The 21,235-nt window shown below is 39.9% G+C and carries 20 protein-coding genes; 8 read left to right on the forward strand and 12 right to left on the reverse strand.

Features of this window, described 5'->3' with window-relative positions:
• Position 1 precedes the first annotated feature (1 nt).
• The 7 genes from leuC to ilvD form a co-directional block, all read right to left on the reverse strand.
• Complete coding sequence (gene leuC, locus MHH37_RS10560; protein ID WP_342572848.1) at positions 2–1,411, reverse strand: 3-isopropylmalate dehydratase large subunit; 1,410 nt, start codon at positions 1,409–1,411, stop codon at positions 2–4.
• 70 nt (positions 1,412–1,481) lie between these two features.
• On the reverse strand, positions 1,482–2,582 hold the full coding sequence (gene leuB / locus MHH37_RS10565) for a 3-isopropylmalate dehydrogenase (protein WP_008403675.1): 1,101 nt from the start codon (positions 2,580–2,582) through the stop codon (positions 1,482–1,484).
• Positions 2,583–2,693: 111 nt separating this feature from the next.
• The gene (locus MHH37_RS10570) at positions 2,694–4,238 is read right to left on the reverse strand and encodes a 2-isopropylmalate synthase (protein WP_342572850.1); all 1,545 of its coding nucleotides are present in this window, start codon (positions 4,236–4,238) and stop codon (positions 2,694–2,696) included.
• A gap of 1 nt (position 4,239) precedes the next feature.
• On the reverse strand, positions 4,240–5,253 hold the full coding sequence (gene ilvC, locus MHH37_RS10575; protein ID WP_008403679.1) for a ketol-acid reductoisomerase: 1,014 nt from the start codon (positions 5,251–5,253) through the stop codon (positions 4,240–4,242).
• Positions 5,254–5,372: 119 nt separating this feature from the next.
• On the reverse strand, positions 5,373–5,888 hold the full coding sequence (ilvN, locus tag MHH37_RS10580) for an acetolactate synthase small subunit (RefSeq protein WP_008403681.1): 516 nt from the start codon (positions 5,886–5,888) through the stop codon (positions 5,373–5,375).
• The gene (gene ilvB, locus MHH37_RS10585) at positions 5,885–7,633 is read right to left on the reverse strand and encodes a biosynthetic-type acetolactate synthase large subunit (protein WP_008403682.1); all 1,749 of its coding nucleotides are present in this window, start codon (positions 7,631–7,633) and stop codon (positions 5,885–5,887) included. Before ilvB ends, ilvN begins: the two co-directional genes overlap by 4 nt.
• A 445-nt stretch (positions 7,634–8,078) precedes the next feature.
• Complete coding sequence (gene ilvD / locus MHH37_RS10590) at positions 8,079–9,749, reverse strand: dihydroxy-acid dehydratase (RefSeq protein WP_008403683.1); 1,671 nt, start codon at positions 9,747–9,749, stop codon at positions 8,079–8,081.
• A gap of 674 nt (positions 9,750–10,423) precedes the next feature.
• Here ilvD and MHH37_RS10595 point away from each other — a divergent pair.
• The gene (locus MHH37_RS10595; protein ID WP_342572855.1) at positions 10,424–10,966 is read left to right on the forward strand and encodes a cysteine hydrolase family protein; all 543 of its coding nucleotides are present in this window, start codon (positions 10,424–10,426) and stop codon (positions 10,964–10,966) included.
• Between the two features lie 169 nt (positions 10,967–11,135).
• On the forward strand, positions 11,136–11,396 hold the full coding sequence (locus tag MHH37_RS10600) for a GlsB/YeaQ/YmgE family stress response membrane protein (RefSeq protein WP_008403685.1): 261 nt from the start codon (positions 11,136–11,138) through the stop codon (positions 11,394–11,396).
• A 53-nt stretch (positions 11,397–11,449) separates the two neighbouring features.
• On the opposite strand, the gene MHH37_RS10605 is transcribed toward MHH37_RS10600, so the two are convergent.
• Entirely contained in the window at positions 11,450–12,133 is a 684-nt protein-coding gene (locus tag MHH37_RS10605) for a lytic transglycosylase domain-containing protein (protein WP_342572856.1), read from the reverse strand.
• A 141-nt stretch (positions 12,134–12,274) separates the two neighbouring features.
• On the opposite strand from MHH37_RS10605, the gene mscL reads away from it, so the two are divergent.
• From mscL to MHH37_RS10620, 3 genes are all read left to right on the forward strand, one after another.
• Positions 12,275–12,667 (forward strand): large conductance mechanosensitive channel protein MscL, encoded by a 393-nt coding sequence (gene mscL / locus MHH37_RS10610; RefSeq protein WP_342572859.1) that lies wholly within the window; start codon positions 12,275–12,277, stop codon positions 12,665–12,667.
• 183 nt (positions 12,668–12,850) lie between these two features.
• Entirely contained in the window at positions 12,851–13,966 is a 1,116-nt protein-coding gene (locus MHH37_RS10615) for a methionine biosynthesis PLP-dependent protein (protein WP_342572860.1), read from the forward strand.
• On the forward strand, positions 13,963–15,126 hold the full coding sequence (locus MHH37_RS10620) for an aminotransferase class I/II-fold pyridoxal phosphate-dependent enzyme (RefSeq protein WP_342572861.1): 1,164 nt from the start codon (positions 13,963–13,965) through the stop codon (positions 15,124–15,126). The genes MHH37_RS10615 and MHH37_RS10620 overlap by 4 nt, the downstream gene beginning before the upstream one ends.
• A 56-nt stretch (positions 15,127–15,182) precedes the next feature.
• Here the strand turns inward: MHH37_RS10620 and MHH37_RS10625 are convergent, their stop codons facing one another.
• On the reverse strand, positions 15,183–15,617 hold the full coding sequence (locus tag MHH37_RS10625; RefSeq protein ID WP_342572862.1) for a DUF4362 domain-containing protein: 435 nt from the start codon (positions 15,615–15,617) through the stop codon (positions 15,183–15,185).
• 139 nt (positions 15,618–15,756) lie between these two features.
• On the opposite strand from MHH37_RS10625, the gene MHH37_RS10630 reads away from it, so the two are divergent.
• From MHH37_RS10630 to MHH37_RS10640, 3 genes are read left to right on the forward strand one after another with little or no spacing between them, the layout of a single operon-like run.
• Positions 15,757–16,191 carry a MarR family transcriptional regulator gene (locus MHH37_RS10630; protein ID WP_342572863.1) on the forward strand — a complete coding sequence of 145 codons (435 nt, stop codon included), beginning with the start codon at positions 15,757–15,759 and terminating at the stop codon, positions 16,189–16,191.
• 18 nt (positions 16,192–16,209) lie between these two features.
• Entirely contained in the window at positions 16,210–17,148 is a 939-nt protein-coding gene (locus MHH37_RS10635) for a ring-cleaving dioxygenase (RefSeq protein ID WP_342572864.1), read from the forward strand.
• 12 nt (positions 17,149–17,160) lie between these two features.
• Positions 17,161–18,216 carry an LLM class flavin-dependent oxidoreductase gene (locus MHH37_RS10640; RefSeq protein WP_008403694.1) on the forward strand — a complete coding sequence of 352 codons (1,056 nt, stop codon included), beginning with the start codon at positions 17,161–17,163 and terminating at the stop codon, positions 18,214–18,216.
• A 73-nt stretch (positions 18,217–18,289) separates the two neighbouring features.
• Here the strand turns inward: MHH37_RS10640 and MHH37_RS10645 are convergent, their stop codons facing one another.
• The 3 genes from MHH37_RS10645 to MHH37_RS10655 form a co-directional block, all read right to left on the reverse strand.
• Positions 18,290–19,183, reverse strand: coding sequence for a 3-hydroxyacyl-CoA dehydrogenase (locus MHH37_RS10645; protein ID WP_342572865.1), 894 nt, complete (start codon positions 19,181–19,183; stop codon positions 18,290–18,292).
• A 183-nt stretch (positions 19,184–19,366) separates the two neighbouring features.
• Positions 19,367–19,900: an NADPH-dependent FMN reductase gene (gene ssuE / locus MHH37_RS10650; protein WP_340735138.1), complete on the reverse strand. Its 534-nt coding sequence runs from the start codon at positions 19,898–19,900 to the stop codon at positions 19,367–19,369.
• A 12-nt stretch (positions 19,901–19,912) separates the two neighbouring features.
• Entirely contained in the window at positions 19,913–21,235 is a 1,323-nt protein-coding gene (locus tag MHH37_RS10655) for an LLM class flavin-dependent oxidoreductase (RefSeq protein WP_342572871.1), read from the reverse strand.

Here is a 21,235-nt window from a genome sequence, read left to right on the forward strand (position 1 = left end):
CTTATGCTTCCTGCTTTTGTAGCTTACGAACATCGACAAAACGTCCGTGAATTGCAGCTGCTGCTGCCATCGCCGGTGATACAAGATGTGTGCGTGCACCTGCACCTTGACGTCCTTCAAAGTTACGGTTAGATGTAGAAGCACATCGTTCACCCGCTGGAATTACATCTTCATTCATCCCTAAGCAAGCAGAACAGCCTGATTCACGCCATTCAAAGCCAGCATCAAGGAATATTAGATGTAGACCCTCTTCTTCTGCCTGGCGTTTTGTCGACCAAGAACCAGGAACAACAATCCCTTTAACCCCCGGTGCAAGCTTTTCACCTTTTACAATTTCAGCTGCTGCACGTAAGTCGTTAATACGGGAGTTCGTACAAGATCCGATAAATACATGTTGAATTTCAATATCTGTAATTTTTTGGCCTTCTTGTAAATCCATATACTTCAGTGCTTTGTTTAAAGCGGATCTATCTGTTTCATTGTCATAATTAGCAGCAGTAGGAACTGTTTTTGAAACGCCGACACCCATCGCTGGATTTGTGCCCCATGTTACAATCGGCTCGATTTCCTGTGCGTCAATTTCAAGGACTACATCATATGTTGCATCTGCATCCGACGCAAGACTTAACCAGTATTTTGCCGCTTCCTCAAATTTATCTCCTTGAGGTACGTGACGTCGACCGCGTAAAAATTCAACCGTCGTTTCATCCGGTGAAATCAGGCCTGCTTTTGCTCCTGCTTCAATCGACATATTACAGATTGTCATGCGCTCTTCCATAGAGAGCTTGCGGATTGCTTCACCTGTATACTCCACGATATGCCCTGTACCAACACCGATTCCCCATTTTGCAATAATCGCTAAAATGATGTCTTTCGCTGTTACACCAACACCAAGTTCACCGTTCACACGGATTTCCATTGTTGGCGGCTTTAATTGCCATAATGTTTGTGTCGATAATACATGTTCTACTTCTGATGTACCGATTCCGAATGCGATTGCGCCGAATGCACCGTGTGTCGCTGTATGGGAATCACCGCAAACGATTGTTTTACCAGGTTGCGTCAGTCCTAATTCCGGTCCAATTACGTGAACGATCCCTTGATCTGGATGACCGATATCAGCTAATTCGATACCGAATTCTTTTGCGTTTTCCGCAAGTGTCATAATTTGTTTTTTTGCGATCGGATCGTTAATTGTCGGCAGGTTTTTAGTCGGTACGTTATGATCCATAGTTGCGAACGAAAGATCAGTACGACGCACTTTTCGTCCTGCCAGGCGAAGTCCTTCGAATGCTTGAGGACTTGTAACTTCGTGTATTAAATGCAGGTCAATATAAAGTAAGTCCGGCTTTCCTTCTTCACGATGTACGACATGCTGTTCCCACACTTTTTCTATAATATTTTTCCCCATAGTTCTCACCGTTCCTTAACCATATATAGTGTTGATTCAAAACCAACTACTTTTCTTTTTATCTGAATTATTAGTTATATGAAATCATAATGCTGTCTGAGACGAAACTTGCATCGATTTCGTTTAGTACTTTTTCTGTCCATTCTTCTGTTGTTAATGTACGTGTATGTTCCTGGGCTAAATCGGCTGTGTAGTAGCCATCTTCGAATACGGCTGCAACAGCACGCTCGATTTCAGCTGCTTCTTCTTTTAAGCCAAATGAATATTGAAGCATCATTGCTACTGAAAGAATTGTTGCTGCCGGGTTTGCAACACCTTGGCCAGCAATTTCAGGTGCTGAACCATGTACAGGCTCATAAAGTCCAAAATTATCGCCGCGAATTGATGCAGAAGGTAATACACCTAATGAACCCGTAATTACAGAAGCTTCATCACTTAAAATGTCGCCGAATAAGTTTTCTGTAACGATGACATCATAATGACCCGGATTTGTAATCAGTTTCATTGCCACTGAGTCAACTAAGTTGTGTTCTGTTTCTACATCTGGGTACTGCTTTTTCTTCTCTTCTACAATTTCACGCCATAAACGGGATGTATCCAGTACATTTGCTTTATCTACTGAGCAAAGTTTTCCTCGGCGTAATCGTGCTAATTCGAATGCATTTTCGACAATACGTTCGATTTCTTCACGGGAATACACACATGTATCAATAGCACCTGCATCTGTTTTTTTACGTGGTTCTCCGAAGTATAGCCCTCCTGTTAATTCACGGACGATCATTAAGTCTACATTTTCCGCAACTTCACGCTTTAATGGAGAAGATGCAAGTAAACTTGGGAATGCTTTCACAGGACGTAAATTCGCAAATAAATCAAAGTGCTTGCGGATTTTTAGTAAACCTTTTTCCGGACGCAATGCTGGCGGGTTGTTATCCCATTTAGGGCCACCTACTGCACCTAATAAAATGGCATCACTTGCTTCACACATCGCAATTGTCTCTTCCGGTAACGGGTTATTGTACTGATCAATTGCAGCTCCGCCGATTGCCGCGTAGTTTAAATGAAATGTATGGTTAAAACGTTTCCCGATTACTTGTAATACTTTTACTGCACTTGCAACAACCTCTGGACCAATGCCGTCACCTGGTAGTACTGTAATTATCTTTTCCATTTGTAAAACACCTTTCTTTCTACGTGAAGTAACTTGATGTAGAAGCGCCACCAATTAGGATGGCGCTAATAATGATAATATAAAAAGATTGCAATTAGTTCGTACAATCTGTTAAATCGTAATTGCCTGTTTTTCGCGTACTTGCTGTTGAATCAATTGTCGGTTCACTGCATTTAAATATGCTTTTGCGCTTGCTTCCAGCACATCCTGTGCAGAGTCGCGTCCTGTTGATGTGTAGCCATTATATTTTATATTAATGACCGCTTCCCCAAGTGCATCGCGACCTTTACCAACTGATTGTACTCGGTAGTCCAAAATATTAACTTTACCTCCAACAAGCTGCTCAAGTGTATTAAAAATAGCTTCGACTGAACCCGATCCTGTTGAAGCAAGTGTTTTCAACTCCCCTTCAGGAGTAATGACTGATGCAGTGGCAGTTGGAATATTTTCTGTACCGTACTGAACTTGGACTGATTTAAGTTCAAATAATGGAACATCTTCTATTGAAACTTGCTGCTCAGTTAAGATTGTTGTTAAATCTTCTTCTGTCACTTCTTTTTTGCGGTCGGCCAATTTTTTAAACTCAGCGAAAGCTTTGTTCAGTTTTTCATCCGATAACTGGAATCCCATTGTTTCCGCACGATCACGGAATGCTGCGCGGCCTGAATGTTTTCCTAAAACTAACGGGATATCATCTTCTCCGATAAGTGCTGGAGATATGATTTCATATGTCTCAGGATTTTTTAATACACCATCCTGGTGAATTCCTGATTCATGTGCAAATGCATTTTTACCGACAACTGCTTTGTTTGGTTGAATGACTACATTTGTTAAACGGCTTACCATCTGTGATGTACGTTTAATTTCTTTTAAATTCAGTCCTGTTTCAACACCATAGAAGTCTTTACGAATATGTAGGGCAACACCGATCTCTTCCAATGCGGCATTTCCTGCACGTTCGCCTAGTCCGTTAATCGTACATTCTACTTGGTCTGCACCGTTTTCGATCGCTGCCAAAGAGTTTGCAACTGCCATACCTAAATCGTCATGACAATGTGCCGAAAATTTAATCTTTTCTGCACCGATCACGTTTTCACGTAAATAACGGAATAAAGCGCCGTATTCTTCCGGTGATGCGTAACCAACTGTATCCGGAATATTGATCGTTGTTGCACCAGCTTTAATAACTTCCCGGCAAATTCGAACTAAAAATTCTTTATCTGAACGGAACCCGTCTTCAGCAGAAAATTCTACAAGTGAGAATTTTTCCTTTGCATACTTTACAGCTGTTACGGCTTGCTCGATTACTTCATCCGGATTTTTCTTTAGCTTATATTCCATATGAATCGGGCTTGTTGCAATAAATGTATGGACATGTGGCTGTTCAGCATGGCGAATTGCTTCCCACACGGCATCAATATCGCTTTTAACAGCACGTGCTAAACCAGTGACGATTGAATTTTTCACTGTTTTCGCGATTAATGATACCGCCTCCAAGTCACCTGGAGATGAGGCAGGAAATCCCGCCTCAATAATTGTGACACCTAAACGCTCTAGTTGTTTTGCGATTTCTACTTTCTCTGCAGTATTTAAGTTAATACCGGCCGATTGTTCTCCGTCGCGCAATGTTGTATCAAAAATGTCAATTTTTCTCATATTATTTCACTGTTACCTTTTGTTTTCCTTGGTTGATGAATGGCATCATAGCACGTAATTTTTCGCCAACTTCTTCAATTTGGTGGTTTGCACCAGCTTCTTTGAATTTTGTGTATTCAGGGCGGCCGTTTTCGTTTTCAGCGATCCAGCGCTTCGCAAATGTACCGTCTTGGATATCAGTTAATACGTCTTTCATACGCGCTTTTACTGATGCGTCGATAATACGGGGACCTGAAACATAGTCGCCCCACTCTGCTGTATCTGAAATTGAATAGCGCATTGTCGCCATACCGCCTTCAAACATTAAGTCAACGATTAATTTAAGTTCGTGTAATGTTTCAAAGTAAGCTAATTCTGGTTGATAACCTGCCTCAACTAATGTCTCGAAACCTGCTTTAACAAGTTCAGTTGTACCACCGCAAAGTACTGCTTGCTCACCGAATAGGTCAGTTACTGTTTCTTCAGCAAAAGTAGTTTCAAGTAATCCGCCACGTGCTGAACCGATACCTTTACCGTATGCTAGAGCTAAATCACGAGCTTGACCTGTCGCATCTTGATGGATTGCGAATAAGCCTGGTACGCCAGCTCCTTCAGTGAATTGACGACGTACTAAGTGACCTGGGCCTTTTGGGGCTACTAGGAATACGTCAACATCTGCTGGTGGTTGAATTTGATCGAAGTGTACGTTGAAACCGTGTGCGAACATTAACGCTTTACCAGGTGTTAAATGTGGTGCGATTTCTGCTTCATATACTGCTTTTTGACGCTCATCCGGAAGTAGGATTTGAATAACATCTGCTTCTGCAGCCGCTTCTGCTACAGATTTCACTTCTACGCCATCTTCTTTTGCTGCATCGTATGATTTACCTGGACGGATACCTACTACTACATCAAAACCTGATTCTTTTAAGTTAAGCGCATGAGCATGGCCTTGTGAACCATAACCGATGATCGCGATTTTCTTCCCTTGTAATACTTGCTCGTTAATTTCGTTTTCATAATACATTTTTGACATTTTCATTTCCTCCAATTAAGTGAATGTTTTTTTATTTTTGAAATACGGGCTTCAGATGACATCTTCCACCCTGTTTGTAAATCCAATGTTATATAGCTTCTCGGTAATGCTTTTTTTGATTATTTTAAAATTGATAATTGTGGGCTCTCGATTTTTTGTGCTTCACGGATGGCTGCTGTTGCACCAGTTCGTGTTAACTCTTTAATGCCATATGGACGAAGTAACTCGATAAAGGCATCGATTTTTTCCGGATGGCCAACTACTTCATATGTCACAACGTTTTTCGAAGTATCGACAACCTGCGGACGGAATGGCTCAACGATTGCATTCATCTCCAGGCGCAAGTTGGGTGGTGAAACTACTTTTATAAGAGCCAACTCACGAAGGACGATCGCTTTTTCTGTAATATCGTTTACTTTTAATACATCGATTTGCTTCGAAAGCTGCTTGATTAACTGTTCGATTTTATTTTCATCTTCAACATGGACGATGAACGTCATTTTCGAAAAATTCGGCTGTTCCGTATGACCTACTGTAATCGATTCAATATTGAATTGACGTTTCATTAATAAGCCAGTCACTCGGTTCAATACGCCGCTTTGGTTAATTACTGTTACTGTCAGCACTCGTTTCATGGCTTTTTCACTCCAATCATTTCATGTAATCCTTTACCAGGCGCAACCATCGGGAATACGCTAACAAGTTGCTTCACTCGACAATCAATGACAACCGGCTCATCAGAATTGATCGCTTCGTCAAAGATTGCTTCCGCTTCTGATAAATTGTCAATGCGGTAGCCTTTAATGCCATATGCATCGGCAAGTTTAACGAAGTCCGGCTGGATTGGCATTAAGCTTTGTGAATAACGCTCCTCATAGAATGTTTCCTGCCATTGACGTACCATTCCTAAACAACTGTTGTTAAGGATTACTACTTTTACTGGTAAGTTAAATTCTTTTAGTAATGCAAGTTCCTGATTTGTCATTTGGAAACCGGCATCTCCAACAATTGAGATAACCTTTTTCTCAGGCTTCGCAAACTGTGCACCGATTGCTGCCGGGAAACCGAAGCCCATCGTTCCTAAACCGCCTGATGTTACCCAGTTATGCGGATTATTTAGTTGATAATATTGGGCTGCCCACATTTGATGCTGTCCAACATCTGTTGTGATAATCGCTTCTCCATCTGTCAGCTTATGAAGGATTTCAACTGCTTGCTGCGGTAAAATTTCTTCTCCCGCTTCTTCATACCAAAGCGGATATTTATCACGGCTATCATTTAAGTAATGAGTCCATTCCGTCGTATCTGGTCCTTGGAAATCTTTTTTCAACAGGGCATATAACGCTTCTTTCGCATCTGCAACAATCGGAATATCAGTCGGTACATTTTTACCGATTTCTGCCGGATCGATATCGATATGGATAATCGTAGCGTTCGGTGCAAATGTTGCTAAATTACCTGTTAAACGGTCATCAAAACGTGCACCAATATTAATTAATAAGTCGCATTTTGTAATGGCGTCATTGGCAGTTGCATAACCGTGCATCCCGGCCATTCCGTAGAATTGTTTATGCTGTCCGTGAATACTTCCTAATCCTAGTAATGTATTAACAACCGGCAAATTGTATTTTTCAATAAATTCAGTCAATTGTTCGCGTGCATCGGCGAATAATACACCTGCACCTGCCAGTACTAAAGGTTTTTTAGCTAAACTTAATGCTTGGATCGCCTTTTGAATCTGCAGATAGTTCGGTTTCGTTGTCGGCTGGTAACCCGGTAAATAAATATCGTCTGGAGCTTTAATTTCATCCAGGAATACTGTTTGCGAGATATTTTTCGGGAAGTCAATGACAACCGGTCCTTTACGTCCTGTATTGGCAATATGGAATGCTTCTTTAACAATACGAGGAATATCTGCTACGTCCTGCACTTGATAGTTATGTTTGGTAATTGGTGTTGTGATGCCCATAATATCAGCTTCCTGGAATGCATCTGTACCGATTACCGATGTTGCTACTTGCCCTGTAAAAATTACTAACGGGATCGAGTCAATCATCGCATCGGCAATACCGGTTACAAGGTTTGTCGCTCCAGGTCCAGATGTCGCAATTACTACACCCGGTTTATTCATAACACGTGCGTAACCTTCTGCCGCATGGATAGCACCTTGTTCGTGGCGTGTCAAAATGTGACGGATCGGATTGCGGTATAGAGCATCATAAATTTGTAAAACTGCCCCACCCGGGTAACCGAAAATAATATCCACATCTTGTTCATGCAGTGCCTGCACTAAAATATCCGCACCGTCTCTCGGTTTTGTTACTTGCTGTTGTTCTTCGGGCTTTTCGATTTCTTGATTTACTGAAACGTTTGCACTCATAGTAATTTCTCCTTCCTTTTTTAAAACTTTATATGTGAAGTCATTTTTATAAATTTATAAAAAGAAAAAGCCTCTTTCTCCGCACGCAAAAGAAAACCTCTTACGTAGGGATGAAAAAGACTTTTCATGGTACCACCCTCATTTATAACATCGATGAACATGCGCTTCTAAAAGAAACAGTGTTCACCTAGTTACCTCGTGAACCGCCTTAGCCTCTTTATTTCAAAGTTCCTACTGGAAATTTGCGCAACTAAACAAAGAGAACGGTTCATTAATAACGAGCAATTCGAATATGCCCGGAGCTATCTAATGACAAATGCGTTTAATAGCCCACTCCGAGGGGATGTCGGATATAGTTGTACCGCCGGCTTCCACCAATACCGGCTCTCTGGTAAATACAAGACTCTATATCCTTTAACCTCATCAACGCTTTAAAATATTCAGATTATATTTTCATTACGCCGCCTTGGGAAGCATTTGTTACTAATGCTGAGTAACGTGCCAACCAACCGCGCTTAATTTTTGGTTCAAATGGTTTTAAATTTTGACGACGCTCTGCAAGAATTTCGTCGGAAACTTGTAGATTAATTGTTCTGCTTGGCAAATCAATTATAATTGTATCGCCATTTTCGACTAATGCGATTGGACCGCCTTCAGCAGCTTCCGGAGAAATATGGCCGATTGAAATACCGCGAGATGCACCTGAGAAACGGCCATCTGTAATGAGTGCGACTTTCGTTCCTAACCCACGTCCTTGAATTGCAGAAGTTGGTGCCAGCATTTCCGGCATACCTGGCCCGCCTTTTGGACCTTCATAGCGAATGACAACTACATGTCCTTCACGTACTACGCCGTCATCGATTGCCTGCTGTGCTTCTTCCTGTGATTCGAATACAATCGCTTCGCCTGTAAAGGTTTTAATAGAAGGATCAACCGCACCGACCTTAATTACCGAGCCTTCAGGGGCAATATTTCCGAATAATACGGAAAGTCCGCCTACAGCACTATATGGATTATCTTTTGTGCGAATGACACGATCATTCGTAATTTCATAGTCTTTCACAAGCTCTCTCATGGAAACACCTGCGATTGTTGGTCTGTCAGGGTGAATTGCCCCTGGAATTTTTGTTAATTCATTAATAATCGCCTGAACACCGCCCGCTTTTGCAATGTCATCCATCGAAATATCCGATGCCGGCATTATTTTTGCAATGTACGGAACACGTTCTGCTACTTTATTAATGTCTTCAATGTTGTAGTCAATTTCTGCTTCATTGGCAATTGCCAATGTATGAAGTACTGTATTTGTAGAACCGCCCATTGCCATATCAAGAGCAAAAGCATCATCAATCGCTTCTTTTGTAACAATGTCACGTGGTTTTACATCTTCTTTAATCATGCGTACTAAATGCTTCGCTGCTTCGTAAATTAATTCTTTACGTTTTTCGCTTGTTGCAACAATTGTACCGTTGCCCGGTAATGCTAAACCTAACATTTCCATTAAGCAGTTCATTGAGTTAGCAGTGAACATTCCTGAACAAGAGCCGCATGTTGGACACGCATTGTTTTCAATATCAAGCAGCTCTTCAGCAGTCATCGTACCTGCTTTATGTGCACCGACTCCTTCAAAAACACTTGTTAACGATAATGTTTTCCCTGAAGAAGAAGTACCTGCTTCCATTGGTCCTCCTGATACGAATACAGAAGGAACATTTGTACGAACAGCTGCCATTAACATACCTGGTGTAATTTTGTCACAGTTTGGTATGTAGAATACTCCGTCAAACCAGTGTGCATTAATAACCGTTTCAGCTGAATCGGCTATGATTTCACGTGATGGCAAAGAGTAGCGCATCCCGATATGCCCCATTGCAATTCCGTCATCGACTCCAATAGTATTGAACTCGAATGGAATCCCGCCTGCTTCAATAATGGCCTCTTTTACTACGTCCGCAAATTCTCGTAAATGGACATGGCCTGGGATAATATCAATATAAGAATTACATACACCGATAAATGGCTTCTCTAAATCTCTTGCCTTTACTTTACCTGTAGCATATAAAAGACTACGGTGTGGAGCTCGGTCAACTCCCATTTTGATCATATCACTTCTCATTTTTAAACGCCCCTCAACGTAATGCTTTTACTCTAGTTGTTTTTATATGTTCGATATTCAATTTAAATTTCAAATATTCGAAATTTTATAATTAGAAAGTATCGAAAGTTTTACACCTTGTAAGCTCACATCAAAATGTCGCTTGAGTGATGTGGTGTACTAAATTGTTGTTATCATAGTACGAAACGAACTAGAACGTCAACACTATTTTTTGAATTTTTTATACAATTCAGAAATTAAAGATTTATTGCAATCGCTTTCATCCTCATTGGTGTTACCTTTTAACTCTTTCGTCACACTTTTTACAAAAATTGAATTTTTAAAATTTTTTGTACATATTTATTGAGCCCCGTCTTTTTTCGCCACAAAAAAGAACCTAGCGCAATATTAGGCTAGATTCTATTAAATATCGTAATCTATTAGAGTAATAATAATTCAATAGCAAAGTTCAATATGATTAAACTGTGGATTCCTGCAAAAATTAATCCTTGTCGATCCAGTTTCTTCTTTAATGCCATATCCATATTAATCACCCCATTTTTTTAATATACTAACTATACAACATCCGGCATAATAAATCAAAATATTTCGAATATTTAGATTTATAATATCGATCACATTTTTTCTTTAGCCATGGCATAATAAGCTTACAATTGAAAAGGAGTGAATGAAAGATGAAAAAAGCATTGATTGTCATTGATTATACGTATGATTTTGTAGCGGATGATGGTAAATTAACTTGCGGTAAGCCGGGACAGGCAATAGAAAACAATATTAGTACTCTTATAGAGCAATTTATTCAACAAAATGATGTAGTCGTTTTCGCCAATGATTTACATGTTGAAAACGATCTTTATCATCCTGAATCTAAATTGTTTCCGCCGCATAATATTGCAGGAACAAAAGGCCGGGAACTGTATGGTTCGGTAAAAGATCTATATGAAACATACAAAGATTGTGTTATTTCATTTGATAAAACGCGTTATAGTGCCTTTGCAGGGACAAATTTAGACATTTTGCTAAGGGAACGCGGCGTGGAAGAAGTTGTACTGGTCGGTGTATGCACTGATATTTGCATTTTGCACACAGCGGTAGACAGTTATAATTTAGGCTATAAAATCACAATTCCTGAATATGCCGTAGCAAGTTTTAATGAAATCGGACATAAATGGGCGCTTGGCCATTTCAAATCTTGTTTAGGTGCTTCCATTATTTAATTAAAAAGTAACATTATTTTACTATTCACTATAAAATGATTTTACTCCCATAATTTTCGGAACTGCATAAAAACTTCCAGCTAAAAAAATGTTTAAGCTTTTGCATGATAGGAAATAAATAACTAGATGCAATTATAATTCATAATCTTAAACAAAGGAGTTGGAAAGAATGATGAGTTTCATTTGGTTTTTAATTATCGGTGGTATTTTAGGTTGGTTAGCAGGAGTAATTTTAGGTAAGGACGTACCAGGAGGCATTATCGGCAATATTATTGCAGGTATTGTTGGTTCATGGATCGGTAGCATGATTTTAGGTAACTGGGGCTGGAAAGTATCAGACTTCTATGTATTCCCTGCATTAATCGGTGCCATCGTCTTAATCTTTATTGTAAGCTTTATCCTACGCTCAATGCGTAAAGCAACAAATTAAATATTTCTGCATCTAGAATAGTTTTAAAAGTGTGACTTGACGTCACACTTTTTTTATTTGTTTTCATCAAGCGCAATTTTTTTCAACTGATTCCCGTAATCACGGTACTGTTTATAGTAGAATAAGATATTTTCTACGTATTCATCACTATGATTATATTGAAAAATCGCTTTTTTCAATTGCCCATCATTTACACCGGCGATTGATAAAAATTTAGCTGCACTGAACACGGCATCTTCAATATCAAAAGGATCAGCTATTCCGTCACCGTTGGCATCAACCCCATATCCGCCATATTTTTTAATAATGGCAGGATTCATTTTCTCATGTTCCGGTATCTCCCCCTGCCCTAAATCTTTGCATGATGGGTGTTGCCAGCCAACAAATGTACAAGGCATAAACTGAAGATGGCCTTCTGCGCCAACCGGTGAAATAAGTGTAGACATTGTGGAAAACCGGGTTTCTACTCGATGATGTGCGGCAAGTAGCGTCCATGGAACACCGTATTTTTGCTCTGCAGCGACATATACAGGGATATATTCGATTGGAATTTCCAAATCAAACTGTTCCTGGATTTGCTGATACACCGATTTTTCCGTAAAAGGCCAACCACGAATTTGCTGCCAACTAAAATAAGCCACAATATAAATTGTTAAAGTGATCGGGATAAGCAAAATAATTGTTAATATTTTTGTTTTCGGGGAGAGAATAGGTTTTTTTTTCTTACTTTTTGCCATAAATGCCACCAATCTATAATACATAATAAATTCATTATCTCTCATTCTACTAAAAAAGCAGGTAATTTTCACTGTTGAAAATTAAAGTGTCAATCGCTAAAATTAGAAATTGTGTAATATTATAAGAGGAGTTGCTATATTATGTGGAAAGATTTTAAAGAATTTGCGATGAAGGGCAATGTTATCGATTTAGCTGTTGCAGTTGTTATTGGTGCAGCATTCGGTAAAATTGTTTCATCATTAGTTGAAAATATTATTATGCCGCTTGTCGGGATGCTTACAGGCGGAATCGATCTTACAAACGAATGGAAGTTTGGATCTGGTGAAGCACAAGTAGCGTTAGGTGTGTTCGTTCAATCGATTATCGATTTCATTATTATCGCATTTGCTATTTTCATGGCATTACGATTACTGACTAAATTAAACCGTAAAAAAGAAGCGGAAGTTGTGGAAGAATCGACACCGGAACTTGATACAAAAGAAGAACTGTTAAAAGAAATCCGTGACTTATTAAAAAATGAACAAGCCAAATAATATTTTTTATCTTGGAGTACGAAGCGAACGTATTCCAGGATTTTTTGTTTTTTAATTCAATTATTCCCCTATTCTACTTAATACTCGTTTCTCCTATTGTTCCTTTCATCTGTTCATGATAAATTGATGTAATACTCGATTCATTCGAAATGTTTAGTAAATTCATGTAAGGAAGTGTAATCCATGTCACAACGTTCAATTGAAACAAAATTAGTACAGCTCGGAAATTTAAGTGATGCCAAAACAGGTGCGATCAATCCACCGATCTATATGTCGACAGCTTATCAGCACACGGGCATTGGTGAATCAACAGGCTATGATTATACACGAACTAAAAATCCTACTCGTACAATCCTTGAACAAGGAATCGCAGATTTGGAAAACGGCGATGCAGGATTTGCATGCAGCTCAGGAATGGCGGCAGTACAGCTTGTCATGTCATTATTTAAACCGAACGATGAATTAATCGTTCCGGAAGATTTATATGGCGGAACATATCGTCTATTCAAAACATTTTCGGAAAACTACAATATTAAACCGGTATATAACCCATTTACTAACATTGAAGAGGTTGAAAGTTTAATCAATGAAAATACGAAAGCATTGTTTATCGAAACTCCGACAAACCCTTTAATGCAGGAAATCGATCTTGTGGCATATGCGGCACTAGCGGAAAAACATAACTTATTGCTAATTGTCGACAATACATTTTACACTCCGTATTTTCAGCGTCCCCTTGAATTAGGTGCACATATTGTTTTACATAGTGCAACGAAATATATTGGTGGACATAATGATGTATTGGCGGGTCTAGTCGTAGCAAAAGGTGCTGAATTATGTGAAAAGTTAGCATTCTACCATAACGGGATTGGTATGGTGCTTTCACCGATGGATTCATGGCTGCTGATTCGCGGACTGAAAACTTTGCATTTACGTTTAATACAGCATGATGCGAATGCAAAAAAAGTTGCGGAATACTTAGTGAATGAACCTCTTGTGACAGATGTACTGTATACAGGAAAAGGCGGTATGCTGTCATTCCGCGTCAAAGATCGATCAATGGTCAACCCGTTTTTAAAAGGAATCAAGCTGATAACATTTGCTGAAAGTCTTGGAGGCGTGGAGAGTTTTATTACTTACCCTGCTACGCAAACGCATGCCGATATGCCGTATGAGGAACGTGTTGCACGAGGTGTATGTGACCGATTACTTCGTTTCTCAGTAGGTATTGAAGAAGCAGAAGATTTAATCGCAGACTTACAGCAAGTTTTCGATTCGTTACGAGGTGAATTTGCATGACAAACCGCATTGAAACAGCATTAATACACGGGGCCATCCGTGAAGGCTATGCCGATAAAAAAGGCGCTGTAAACGTACCGATGTATTTATCATCGACTTTCCATCAGGAATCGATTGATGAATTTGGTGAATATGATTATGCGCGTTCAGGAAACCCGACACGTGCCGCATTGGAAAAGGCCATTGCCGAACTTGAAGGCGGTAATCGAGGATTTGCATTTGCTACAGGTATGGCTGCTGTCTCTGCCTGCTTTATGATTTTATCTGCAGGCGACCATATTGTTATTACAGAAGACGTTTACGGTGGTACGTACCGTTTCGTTACAAAAGTATTGCCACGTTACGGTATTACGCATACATTTGTCGACTTCACTGACACGGAAGCAATAAAAGCAGCAGTACGACCGGAAACGAAATTAATTTATATGGAAACACCTTCGAATCCTACATTAGGTATTACCGATATCCGTGCTGTGGTAGAAATCGCGAAACAACATGGTGCGCTAACGTTTTTAGATAATACGTTTATGACACCTTTGCATCAAAAGCCGCTGGAGTTAGGTGTAGACGTTGTCATTCATTCTGCAACAAAGTTTTTATCGGGGCATTCCGATATAGTAGCTGGTCTTGTTGTAACGAAAGATGAAGCGCTCGGTAATGAAATTTATTTCGTGCAAAATTCATTCGGTTCTGTACTTGGTGTACAGGATTGCTTCACGCTCATTCAAAATATGAAAACAACTGCCGTACGTTTTAATGAAGAATCGCGTGTTGCAATGCGAATCGCACAATTTTTACATGCACATTCGTTAGTGGAAAAAGTATATTACCCTGGGCTCCCCACTCACCCAGGTTTTGAAATTCATGCGGCACAGGCAACTTCAGCGGGAGCGGTATTTTCGTTTAGTTTACCGAACTATGACATTGCTAAAGCTTTTGTTGAAGCGATGAAAATCCCGGTATTTGCGGTTAGTCTTGGTGGTGTTGAATCGATCTTATCGTACCCAGCCAAAATGAGTCATGCGGCAATGGAACCGGAAGAACGCTCAAAACGCGGAATAACAGACGGTTTGCTGCGCTTTTCAGTCGGTTTGGAAAATGAAGATGATCTAATTGAAGACTTTACACAAGCATTGGAAATCGCAAATAAAATCAAGTAAATTTTTGGTCGGTAAAATCTCTTAAAGCAGATTTTATCGGCCTTTAATAATGTCGCTTATTCGTTAATTACCGATAATAAATTGATTTCAAAGCCGCCGTCACAAGACGTAAAGTTATAATCTGTTAATGAACCGGTTACTTCCTCCGTTAATTTATCACATTGATAGTTTTCAATATTTTTACTTCCCCATTCGTCTTCCCTGTTATCAATTTCAATGTTAAAATGCTCGCCATTAAATTTTACAGCCCAATAAATTGGTGCACCCTCGATTGTATAGCGAGTTACTTTAAGTGTCTTTTGTTCCTTATCTTTAACATCCTTCAAAAACTGATGAAATAAATCCGAATTCTCAAGCTGTCCATGTTTATCAATCACTCGATCATTATCTATAGATTCGTTTTCCGCCCGTTCCATTGTTTCGAAATGCTGCACGTTATCATTACAACCAGCTAAAAGTAGCAACAAACTAAATACAAGTATTTTTTTCATTCATCCTTCATCCCCTTTCTAAAGTTGACGTTAAAAAAGGAAAATAGTTACAGTAATATTTTATTTCGAATCCGAGATATTATTCTTGTCATTTTGTCAGTTGAGTAGTAAAGTGATAACTAAGAAAGGACGTGTACAGATGAAAAGTAATACATTAGGCTCTCTCATTTGGCTGCGAATGATGCGCTTTACCCATGAAAGTAATACCCTTTCAAATGAATTTTTAAAGCAATTTGATTTAACTACGGCGAAATTCGATGTCCTAATGCAAATCTCTTTATTTGAACCGATTCCCCAATCGGAGCTTGCACAAAAAGTGACAGTAACACAAGGTGGAATTTCCCGTATGCTGGCACGACTTGAGCAAGAACAACTGATTATTAGACAGCAAAACTGGAAAACAAAATATATTTCATTAACTGAAAAAGGTACTGAACTTTTAAACAATGCGTTTGACGCCCAACTCGCCTTCCAGACCTCTTTTTTCGATGATACATTAACGAAGGAAGAGCAAAAAACCCTATATAAATTAATCTCTCGTGTCCAAAAAAATAGCGAAAAGCGCAGTAAATAATAATTGGAGGAATGAACAATGTATACAATTCCAGGACATCATCATATTTCGATGATTACGAAGAATGCACAGCCAAACAACAAATTTTACCGTGATATTTTAGGATTACGCCGTGTTAAAGTGACAGTTAATCAGGATGACACATCAATGTACCATCTCTTTTATGGTGATAAAACAGGCAGTCCGGGTACAGAGCTTTCATTTTTTGAGATTCCTTTAGTCGGGCGGACGCACCGAGGCACAAATGCCATTACAAAAATCGGTCTGATTGTACCAAGTGTTGACAGCCTGCACTATTGGGTAACTCGATTGGATGAATTAGGTGTAAAAAATGATGGTATTACAACTTATGCGAACCGTCCTTCCCTCCTTTTTGAAGATGAGGAAGGTTTGCGTTTGGCACTTATAGCTGCACCCAATACAAAGGTGGCACATTGGGAAACGTATGAAAAATCCCCGATTCCGGTTGAACATCAAATCCAAGGAATGGGTACTGTTGAAATAACTGTGAAAAATAAAGGGAAACTGATTCGAACATTAACTGAAATCTTTGGCTATGAATTGAAAACACAGGATGAAACGACTGCCATTCTCCAATCTATCAATGGTGAAATGTTTGGGGAAATTTACATTATTGAACAGGATGGACCATCGGAAAAACCTGGTCGCGGCAGTATTCACCATTTAGCCATCCGAGTAAAAAATGATGAAGAATTGGCGTTTTGGGATGAACAAGTAAAAGCGCGAGGATTTATCTCATCCGGCATTGTTGACCGATTCTATTTTAAAAGCTTATATTTCCGTGAGTCGAACGGGATTTTAATTGAGATTGCGACAGATGGACCAGGCTTTTTACGCGACGGCGATGTGAAGTCGCTCGGGGAACAATTGGATTTACCGGATTTTTTAGAACCTCAGCGTGCGGAAATTACAGCAAAATTAAAGCCAATTTTATAAGGAGGCAATGAAATGGAACAATATCGAATCAATGAAAAAAACGGAATGGAATTTGGTCTTTATACATTAGGTGACCACATTCCAAATCCTTTAACTGGTTCACGCATTTCTGCACAGCAGCGAATTCAGGAAATTATCGAAGCAAGTCAATTAGCAGAACAGGCAGGAATCGAAGTATTTGCAGTCGGTGAAAGTCATCAGCAATATTTTACAACACAGGCGCATACAGTCGTACTTGGTGCGATCGCCCAGGCAACAAAAAGCATCAAACTGGCAAGCTCTGCGACGGTATTAAGTGTGGCGGATCCAGTTCGTGTTTACGAGGATTTTGCGACAATCGATTTACTTTCAAATGGCCGTGCAGAAATTGTTGCAGGACGCGGCTCAAGGGTTGGTGCACATGAGCTGTTCGGGGTTAGTCTGCGTGACTACGAAGAAATTTTTGAGGAAAAGCTTGCTTTGCTTAAACAGTTAAATGATAATACGGTTGTTAACTATAACGGAAAATTCCGTCCTGCTTTAAAAGATGCACATATTTTACCTCAACCTTTAAATGGCTCGATTCCGATTTGGCGTGCTGTTGGCGGACCTCCCGGAAGTGCGATTAAAGCTGGCTATATGGGAATTCCAATGATGCTGACAACATTAGGCGGACCTTCAATTAACTTTAAAGCTTCTGTTGATGCATACCGCGAAGCCGCAGATCGCAACGGATTTGATGCTGCATCTTTACCGATTGCAACGACGAGTCTGTTTTATGTTGCGGAAACGGAAAAAGAAGCGGTTGACGGGATGCACCCGCATTTAAGCGGTGGTTTCCAGGCAATTCGCGGTCAAGGCTATCCGCGCTGGCAAGTGGAACAGGCACCTCAAGTGGAAGATGCACTCATGGTAGGGAGTCCGAACCAAATTATTGAAAAGATACTGTACCAATATGAATTGTTCGGCATGCAGCGTTTCATGGCCCAAATCGATTTTGGCGGTGTGCCGTTTGATAAAGTAATGAAAAATATTGAACTGATCGGTAACGAGATCATCCCTGCGATTAAAAAGTATACTGCGAAATAAAATAAAGCGGTTGACTCATAATCCAAAATATCCACTTTTCTCTCGGAGAAAAGTGGATATTTTTCACTATACATTAATTCGATTTTAAAAAGTCAGGATCCATGTAGGCCGGATTCGGGTATTTGTAGAAGCCTTCGCCTGTTGAAACTCCCATTTTACCTTGATCGATCATTTCACGTTTAATTTTTTCAGCTACTAATTTAGCTCCAGGATCGTGTTCTGCACGCATTAAGTTTAAGTTATATGGTGTTTCCATTCCTACAATATCATATATTGCAAATGGTCCGCGTGGCGAGCTAGTTGAAACCATCCAGTTTTTATCTATCGTTTGGGGATCTGCTATATCTTTCACCCAAAGTTCCATTGCAGCAGATAAAAAAGGTACTAATAAAGAATTAAGAATGTAGCCTGGCTGCTCTTTTTTCAGTACAAACGGAATCATACCGATATTCCGTGCGAAATCTGCCACTTGTTCCACATACTGCCTATCTATTCCGGGATGCCCCATTACTTCCGCAGTATTGTTTTGCCAAATCGAGTTCGCAAAATGCAGGGCCAGGAACTTTTCCGGACGGCCAGTAAACTCAGCAAATTGACTCGGTAATAATGTTGAGGAATTGGAAGCAAAGACTGTTTTTTCAGGTGCCACTTTCCCGAGCTTTTCATAAAAGTTCTGTTTGATCTCTATACGTTCCGGCACTGCTTCAATAACAAGATCTGCATCTTTTGTCGCCTCTCCTAAATCGGTGTAAAACTTAAGACTGTTAGATGCTTTTTCTGCACGGTCAACGTCTTGAAAATATTCGCCATATGTTGTTTTTAATGTTGCCATCCGCTGTTTTGCTTTAGTAATTGCGTCTTCATTAATATCATAAACACTTACTTCAAATCCGAAAAATGCAGACTGGAAAGCGATTTGGCTTCCTAATACACCGCTGCCCGCAATTGTAACCTTTTTATAATTCATATGGACCTCTCCTTTGTAATAAGCTCAATTACTTTTAACCTGTTCCATTTAAAATGAAATCCATTGAGAGTATTCCCATATTTACAGGAAATGAAAAGGATTACTTCATATATTGACAATTAGTCAGAGACATTCATTCAATAAAAAACCCGCGAAGGGAATGACTCCTTCGCGGGTTTCAAATTATACAGTTACTTTACTTTTAGGTGCAACACTTTCCCATACCTTTTCGATGCGTTCTTTTGCTGCTTCTTCCACTATAAAGCCAGTGTCCGTTTTTGTTACTTGTGAATCAACGATATAAATTGGACTTGAAATTGTTGTCGCTCCTAAAATAGAAAGTACCGGCTTCAATGAATATTCCAATGCCAATAAATGTGCGATCGATCCGCCGATTGCAACTGGTACGACGGCTTTGTTTTCCAGGCCTTTTTGCGGGAGCAAATCAATAAAAGTTTTTAAAATACCAGTATAGGAGCCTTTATAAATCGGTGTGAGGAAAAATACGATATCAGCCTCCCCTACTTTGACAATTTCTTTTGCAATCGTTTCACTCGCATAGTTCGCAGTAATTAAATCTTCCGCAGGCAATTGATGAACCTGAATTGTTTCATGCGAAATACCATACTGCTCAAGCAATGATTCAATCGATTGCTGTACGCCTGTTAATCGGGATGTCACACTGTTTCCACCATTAATTAAAACTGCTTTTGTCATGATTCAATCCTCCTAAATATTTTGTAAAGTATAACGGGATGGAACTTGTTTTAAGCCTAAGTTTTCACGGAGCGTTTTGCCTTCATATTCTTTACGGAATACCCCGCGTTTTTGAAGCTCAGGAATGACTAAATCAATAAAATCGGTAAAGCCGCCCGGGAAATACGGAGGCATTAAGTTAAAGCCATCTGCCGCTTCCTGATCTACCCACTCAATTAACTGATCGGCTATTTCACTTGGTGAACCAAATATAATGCGATGACCGCGTGATCCGGCGATACGCAAATACAATTTACGAATTGTCAGGTTTTCACGTTCCGCCAGTTCGATGATCAGCTTCTGACGGCTGCGGTTACCATTTGTCGGAGGGATATCTTTCGGCAATGGGCCATCCAGGTCATATTTCGACAGATCCACCCCTAAGTAGTCTGCTAAAAAGTCCAAGCCTATTTCCGGTGTAATTAACTGTTGCAGTTCTTCATATTTGGCATAAGCTTTTTCTTTCGTTTCCGCTACATAAATCGACACGCCCGGCATGATTTTGATATCATCGCGGTCACGTCCTGCAGCAACTGCCTTGTCTTTCAGTATTTTATAAAATTGTCGTGCATCTTCAAGCGTCTGCTGTGCAGTAAAAATAACATCTGCTTGCTGTGCCGCAAGTGTGGTACCGGCTTCCGATGATCCAGCCTGTACTAAAACCGGTCTTCCTTGAGGTGGACGCGATGAATTTAACGGACCACGAACTGCGTAATATTCACCTTTATGGTTTAACGTGTGCAGCTTCCCTTTTGTAATATATTCACCTGTCTGTTTATTACGTGCCAATGCATCATCTTCATAAGAATCCCATAGACCTTTTACTACTTCGACAAATTCGTCTGCCCGATCATAACGCAGAGAATGATCCAGATGCTGGTCCTTGTTAAAGTTGCTCGCTTCTGCTGAATAGTAACTTGTTACAATATTCCATGCAGCACGTCCCCCGCTTAAATGGTCAAGCGATGAAAACTTACGTGCAATGTGAAATGGCTCATTGTACGTAGTTGAAGCAGTAGCGGTTAAACCGATATTTTTAGTCACCGTGGATAAAACACTTAGTAATGTAAGTGGTTCAAAGCGAACTTGCTCTGCCGGGTGTGAAAGTTCATTAAATGATAAACCATCACTTAAAAACAGCATATCTAATTTACCTTGCTCGGCTTTGACAGCAACTTCTTTAAAAAATTCTACATTCTCGCTTGCGTCAGCCTGTGCATCCGGATGACGCCATGAAGCGATGTGATGCCCTGTACCCATTAAAAATACGCCTAATTTCATTTGTTTTTTTGTCAT

The sequence above is a fragment of the Solibacillus sp. FSL K6-1781 genome, from assembly GCF_038630735.1.
GTDB classification, from domain to species: domain Bacteria; phylum Bacillota; class Bacilli; order Bacillales_A; family Planococcaceae; genus Solibacillus; species Solibacillus silvestris.

What these genes read in the sequence shown, in the direction of transcription:
- ssuE (WP_340735138.1), bottom strand. Translation starts at nt 19,900, where the DNA reads ATGACAAAAGCAGTTTTAATTAATGGTGGAAACAGTGTGACATCCCGA.
- MHH37_RS10635 (WP_342572864.1), top strand. Translation starts at nt 16,210, where the DNA reads ATGTATACAATTCCAGGACATCATCATATTTCGATGATTACGAAGAAT.
- ilvC (WP_008403679.1), bottom strand. Translation starts at nt 5,253, where the DNA reads ATGTCAAAAATGTATTATGAAAACGAAATTAACGAGCAAGTATTACAA.
- MHH37_RS10645 (WP_342572865.1), bottom strand. Translation starts at nt 19,183, where the DNA reads ATGAATTATAAAAAGGTTACAATTGCGGGCAGCGGTGTATTAGGAAGC.
- MHH37_RS10640 (WP_008403694.1), top strand. Translation starts at nt 17,161, where the DNA reads ATGGAACAATATCGAATCAATGAAAAAAACGGAATGGAATTTGGTCTT.
- leuC (WP_342572848.1), bottom strand. Translation starts at nt 1,411, where the DNA reads ATGGGGAAAAATATTATAGAAAAAGTGTGGGAACAGCATGTCGTACAT.
- leuB (WP_008403675.1), bottom strand. Translation starts at nt 2,582, where the DNA reads ATGGAAAAGATAATTACAGTACTACCAGGTGACGGCATTGGTCCAGAG.
- MHH37_RS10655 (WP_342572871.1), bottom strand. Translation starts at nt 21,235, where the DNA reads ATGACAAAAAAACAAATGAAATTAGGCGTATTTTTAATGGGTACAGGG.
- MHH37_RS10600 (WP_008403685.1), top strand. Translation starts at nt 11,136, where the DNA reads ATGATGAGTTTCATTTGGTTTTTAATTATCGGTGGTATTTTAGGTTGG.
- mscL (WP_342572859.1), top strand. Translation starts at nt 12,275, where the DNA reads ATGTGGAAAGATTTTAAAGAATTTGCGATGAAGGGCAATGTTATCGAT.
- MHH37_RS10595 (WP_342572855.1), top strand. Translation starts at nt 10,424, where the DNA reads ATGAAAAAAGCATTGATTGTCATTGATTATACGTATGATTTTGTAGCG.
- ilvN (WP_008403681.1), bottom strand. Translation starts at nt 5,888, where the DNA reads ATGAAACGAGTGCTGACAGTAACAGTAATTAACCAAAGCGGCGTATTG.
- MHH37_RS10570 (WP_342572850.1), bottom strand. Translation starts at nt 4,238, where the DNA reads ATGAGAAAAATTGACATTTTTGATACAACATTGCGCGACGGAGAACAA.
- MHH37_RS10630 (WP_342572863.1), top strand. Translation starts at nt 15,757, where the DNA reads ATGAAAAGTAATACATTAGGCTCTCTCATTTGGCTGCGAATGATGCGC.
- MHH37_RS10620 (WP_342572861.1), top strand. Translation starts at nt 13,963, where the DNA reads ATGACAAACCGCATTGAAACAGCATTAATACACGGGGCCATCCGTGAA.
- MHH37_RS10605 (WP_342572856.1), bottom strand. Translation starts at nt 12,133, where the DNA reads ATGGCAAAAAGTAAGAAAAAAAAACCTATTCTCTCCCCGAAAACAAAA.
- MHH37_RS10625 (WP_342572862.1), bottom strand. Translation starts at nt 15,617, where the DNA reads ATGAAAAAAATACTTGTATTTAGTTTGTTGCTACTTTTAGCTGGTTGT.
- MHH37_RS10615 (WP_342572860.1), top strand. Translation starts at nt 12,851, where the DNA reads ATGTCACAACGTTCAATTGAAACAAAATTAGTACAGCTCGGAAATTTA.
- ilvB (WP_008403682.1), bottom strand. Translation starts at nt 7,633, where the DNA reads ATGAGTGCAAACGTTTCAGTAAATCAAGAAATCGAAAAGCCCGAAGAA.
- ilvD (WP_008403683.1), bottom strand. Translation starts at nt 9,749, where the DNA reads ATGAGAAGTGATATGATCAAAATGGGAGTTGACCGAGCTCCACACCGT.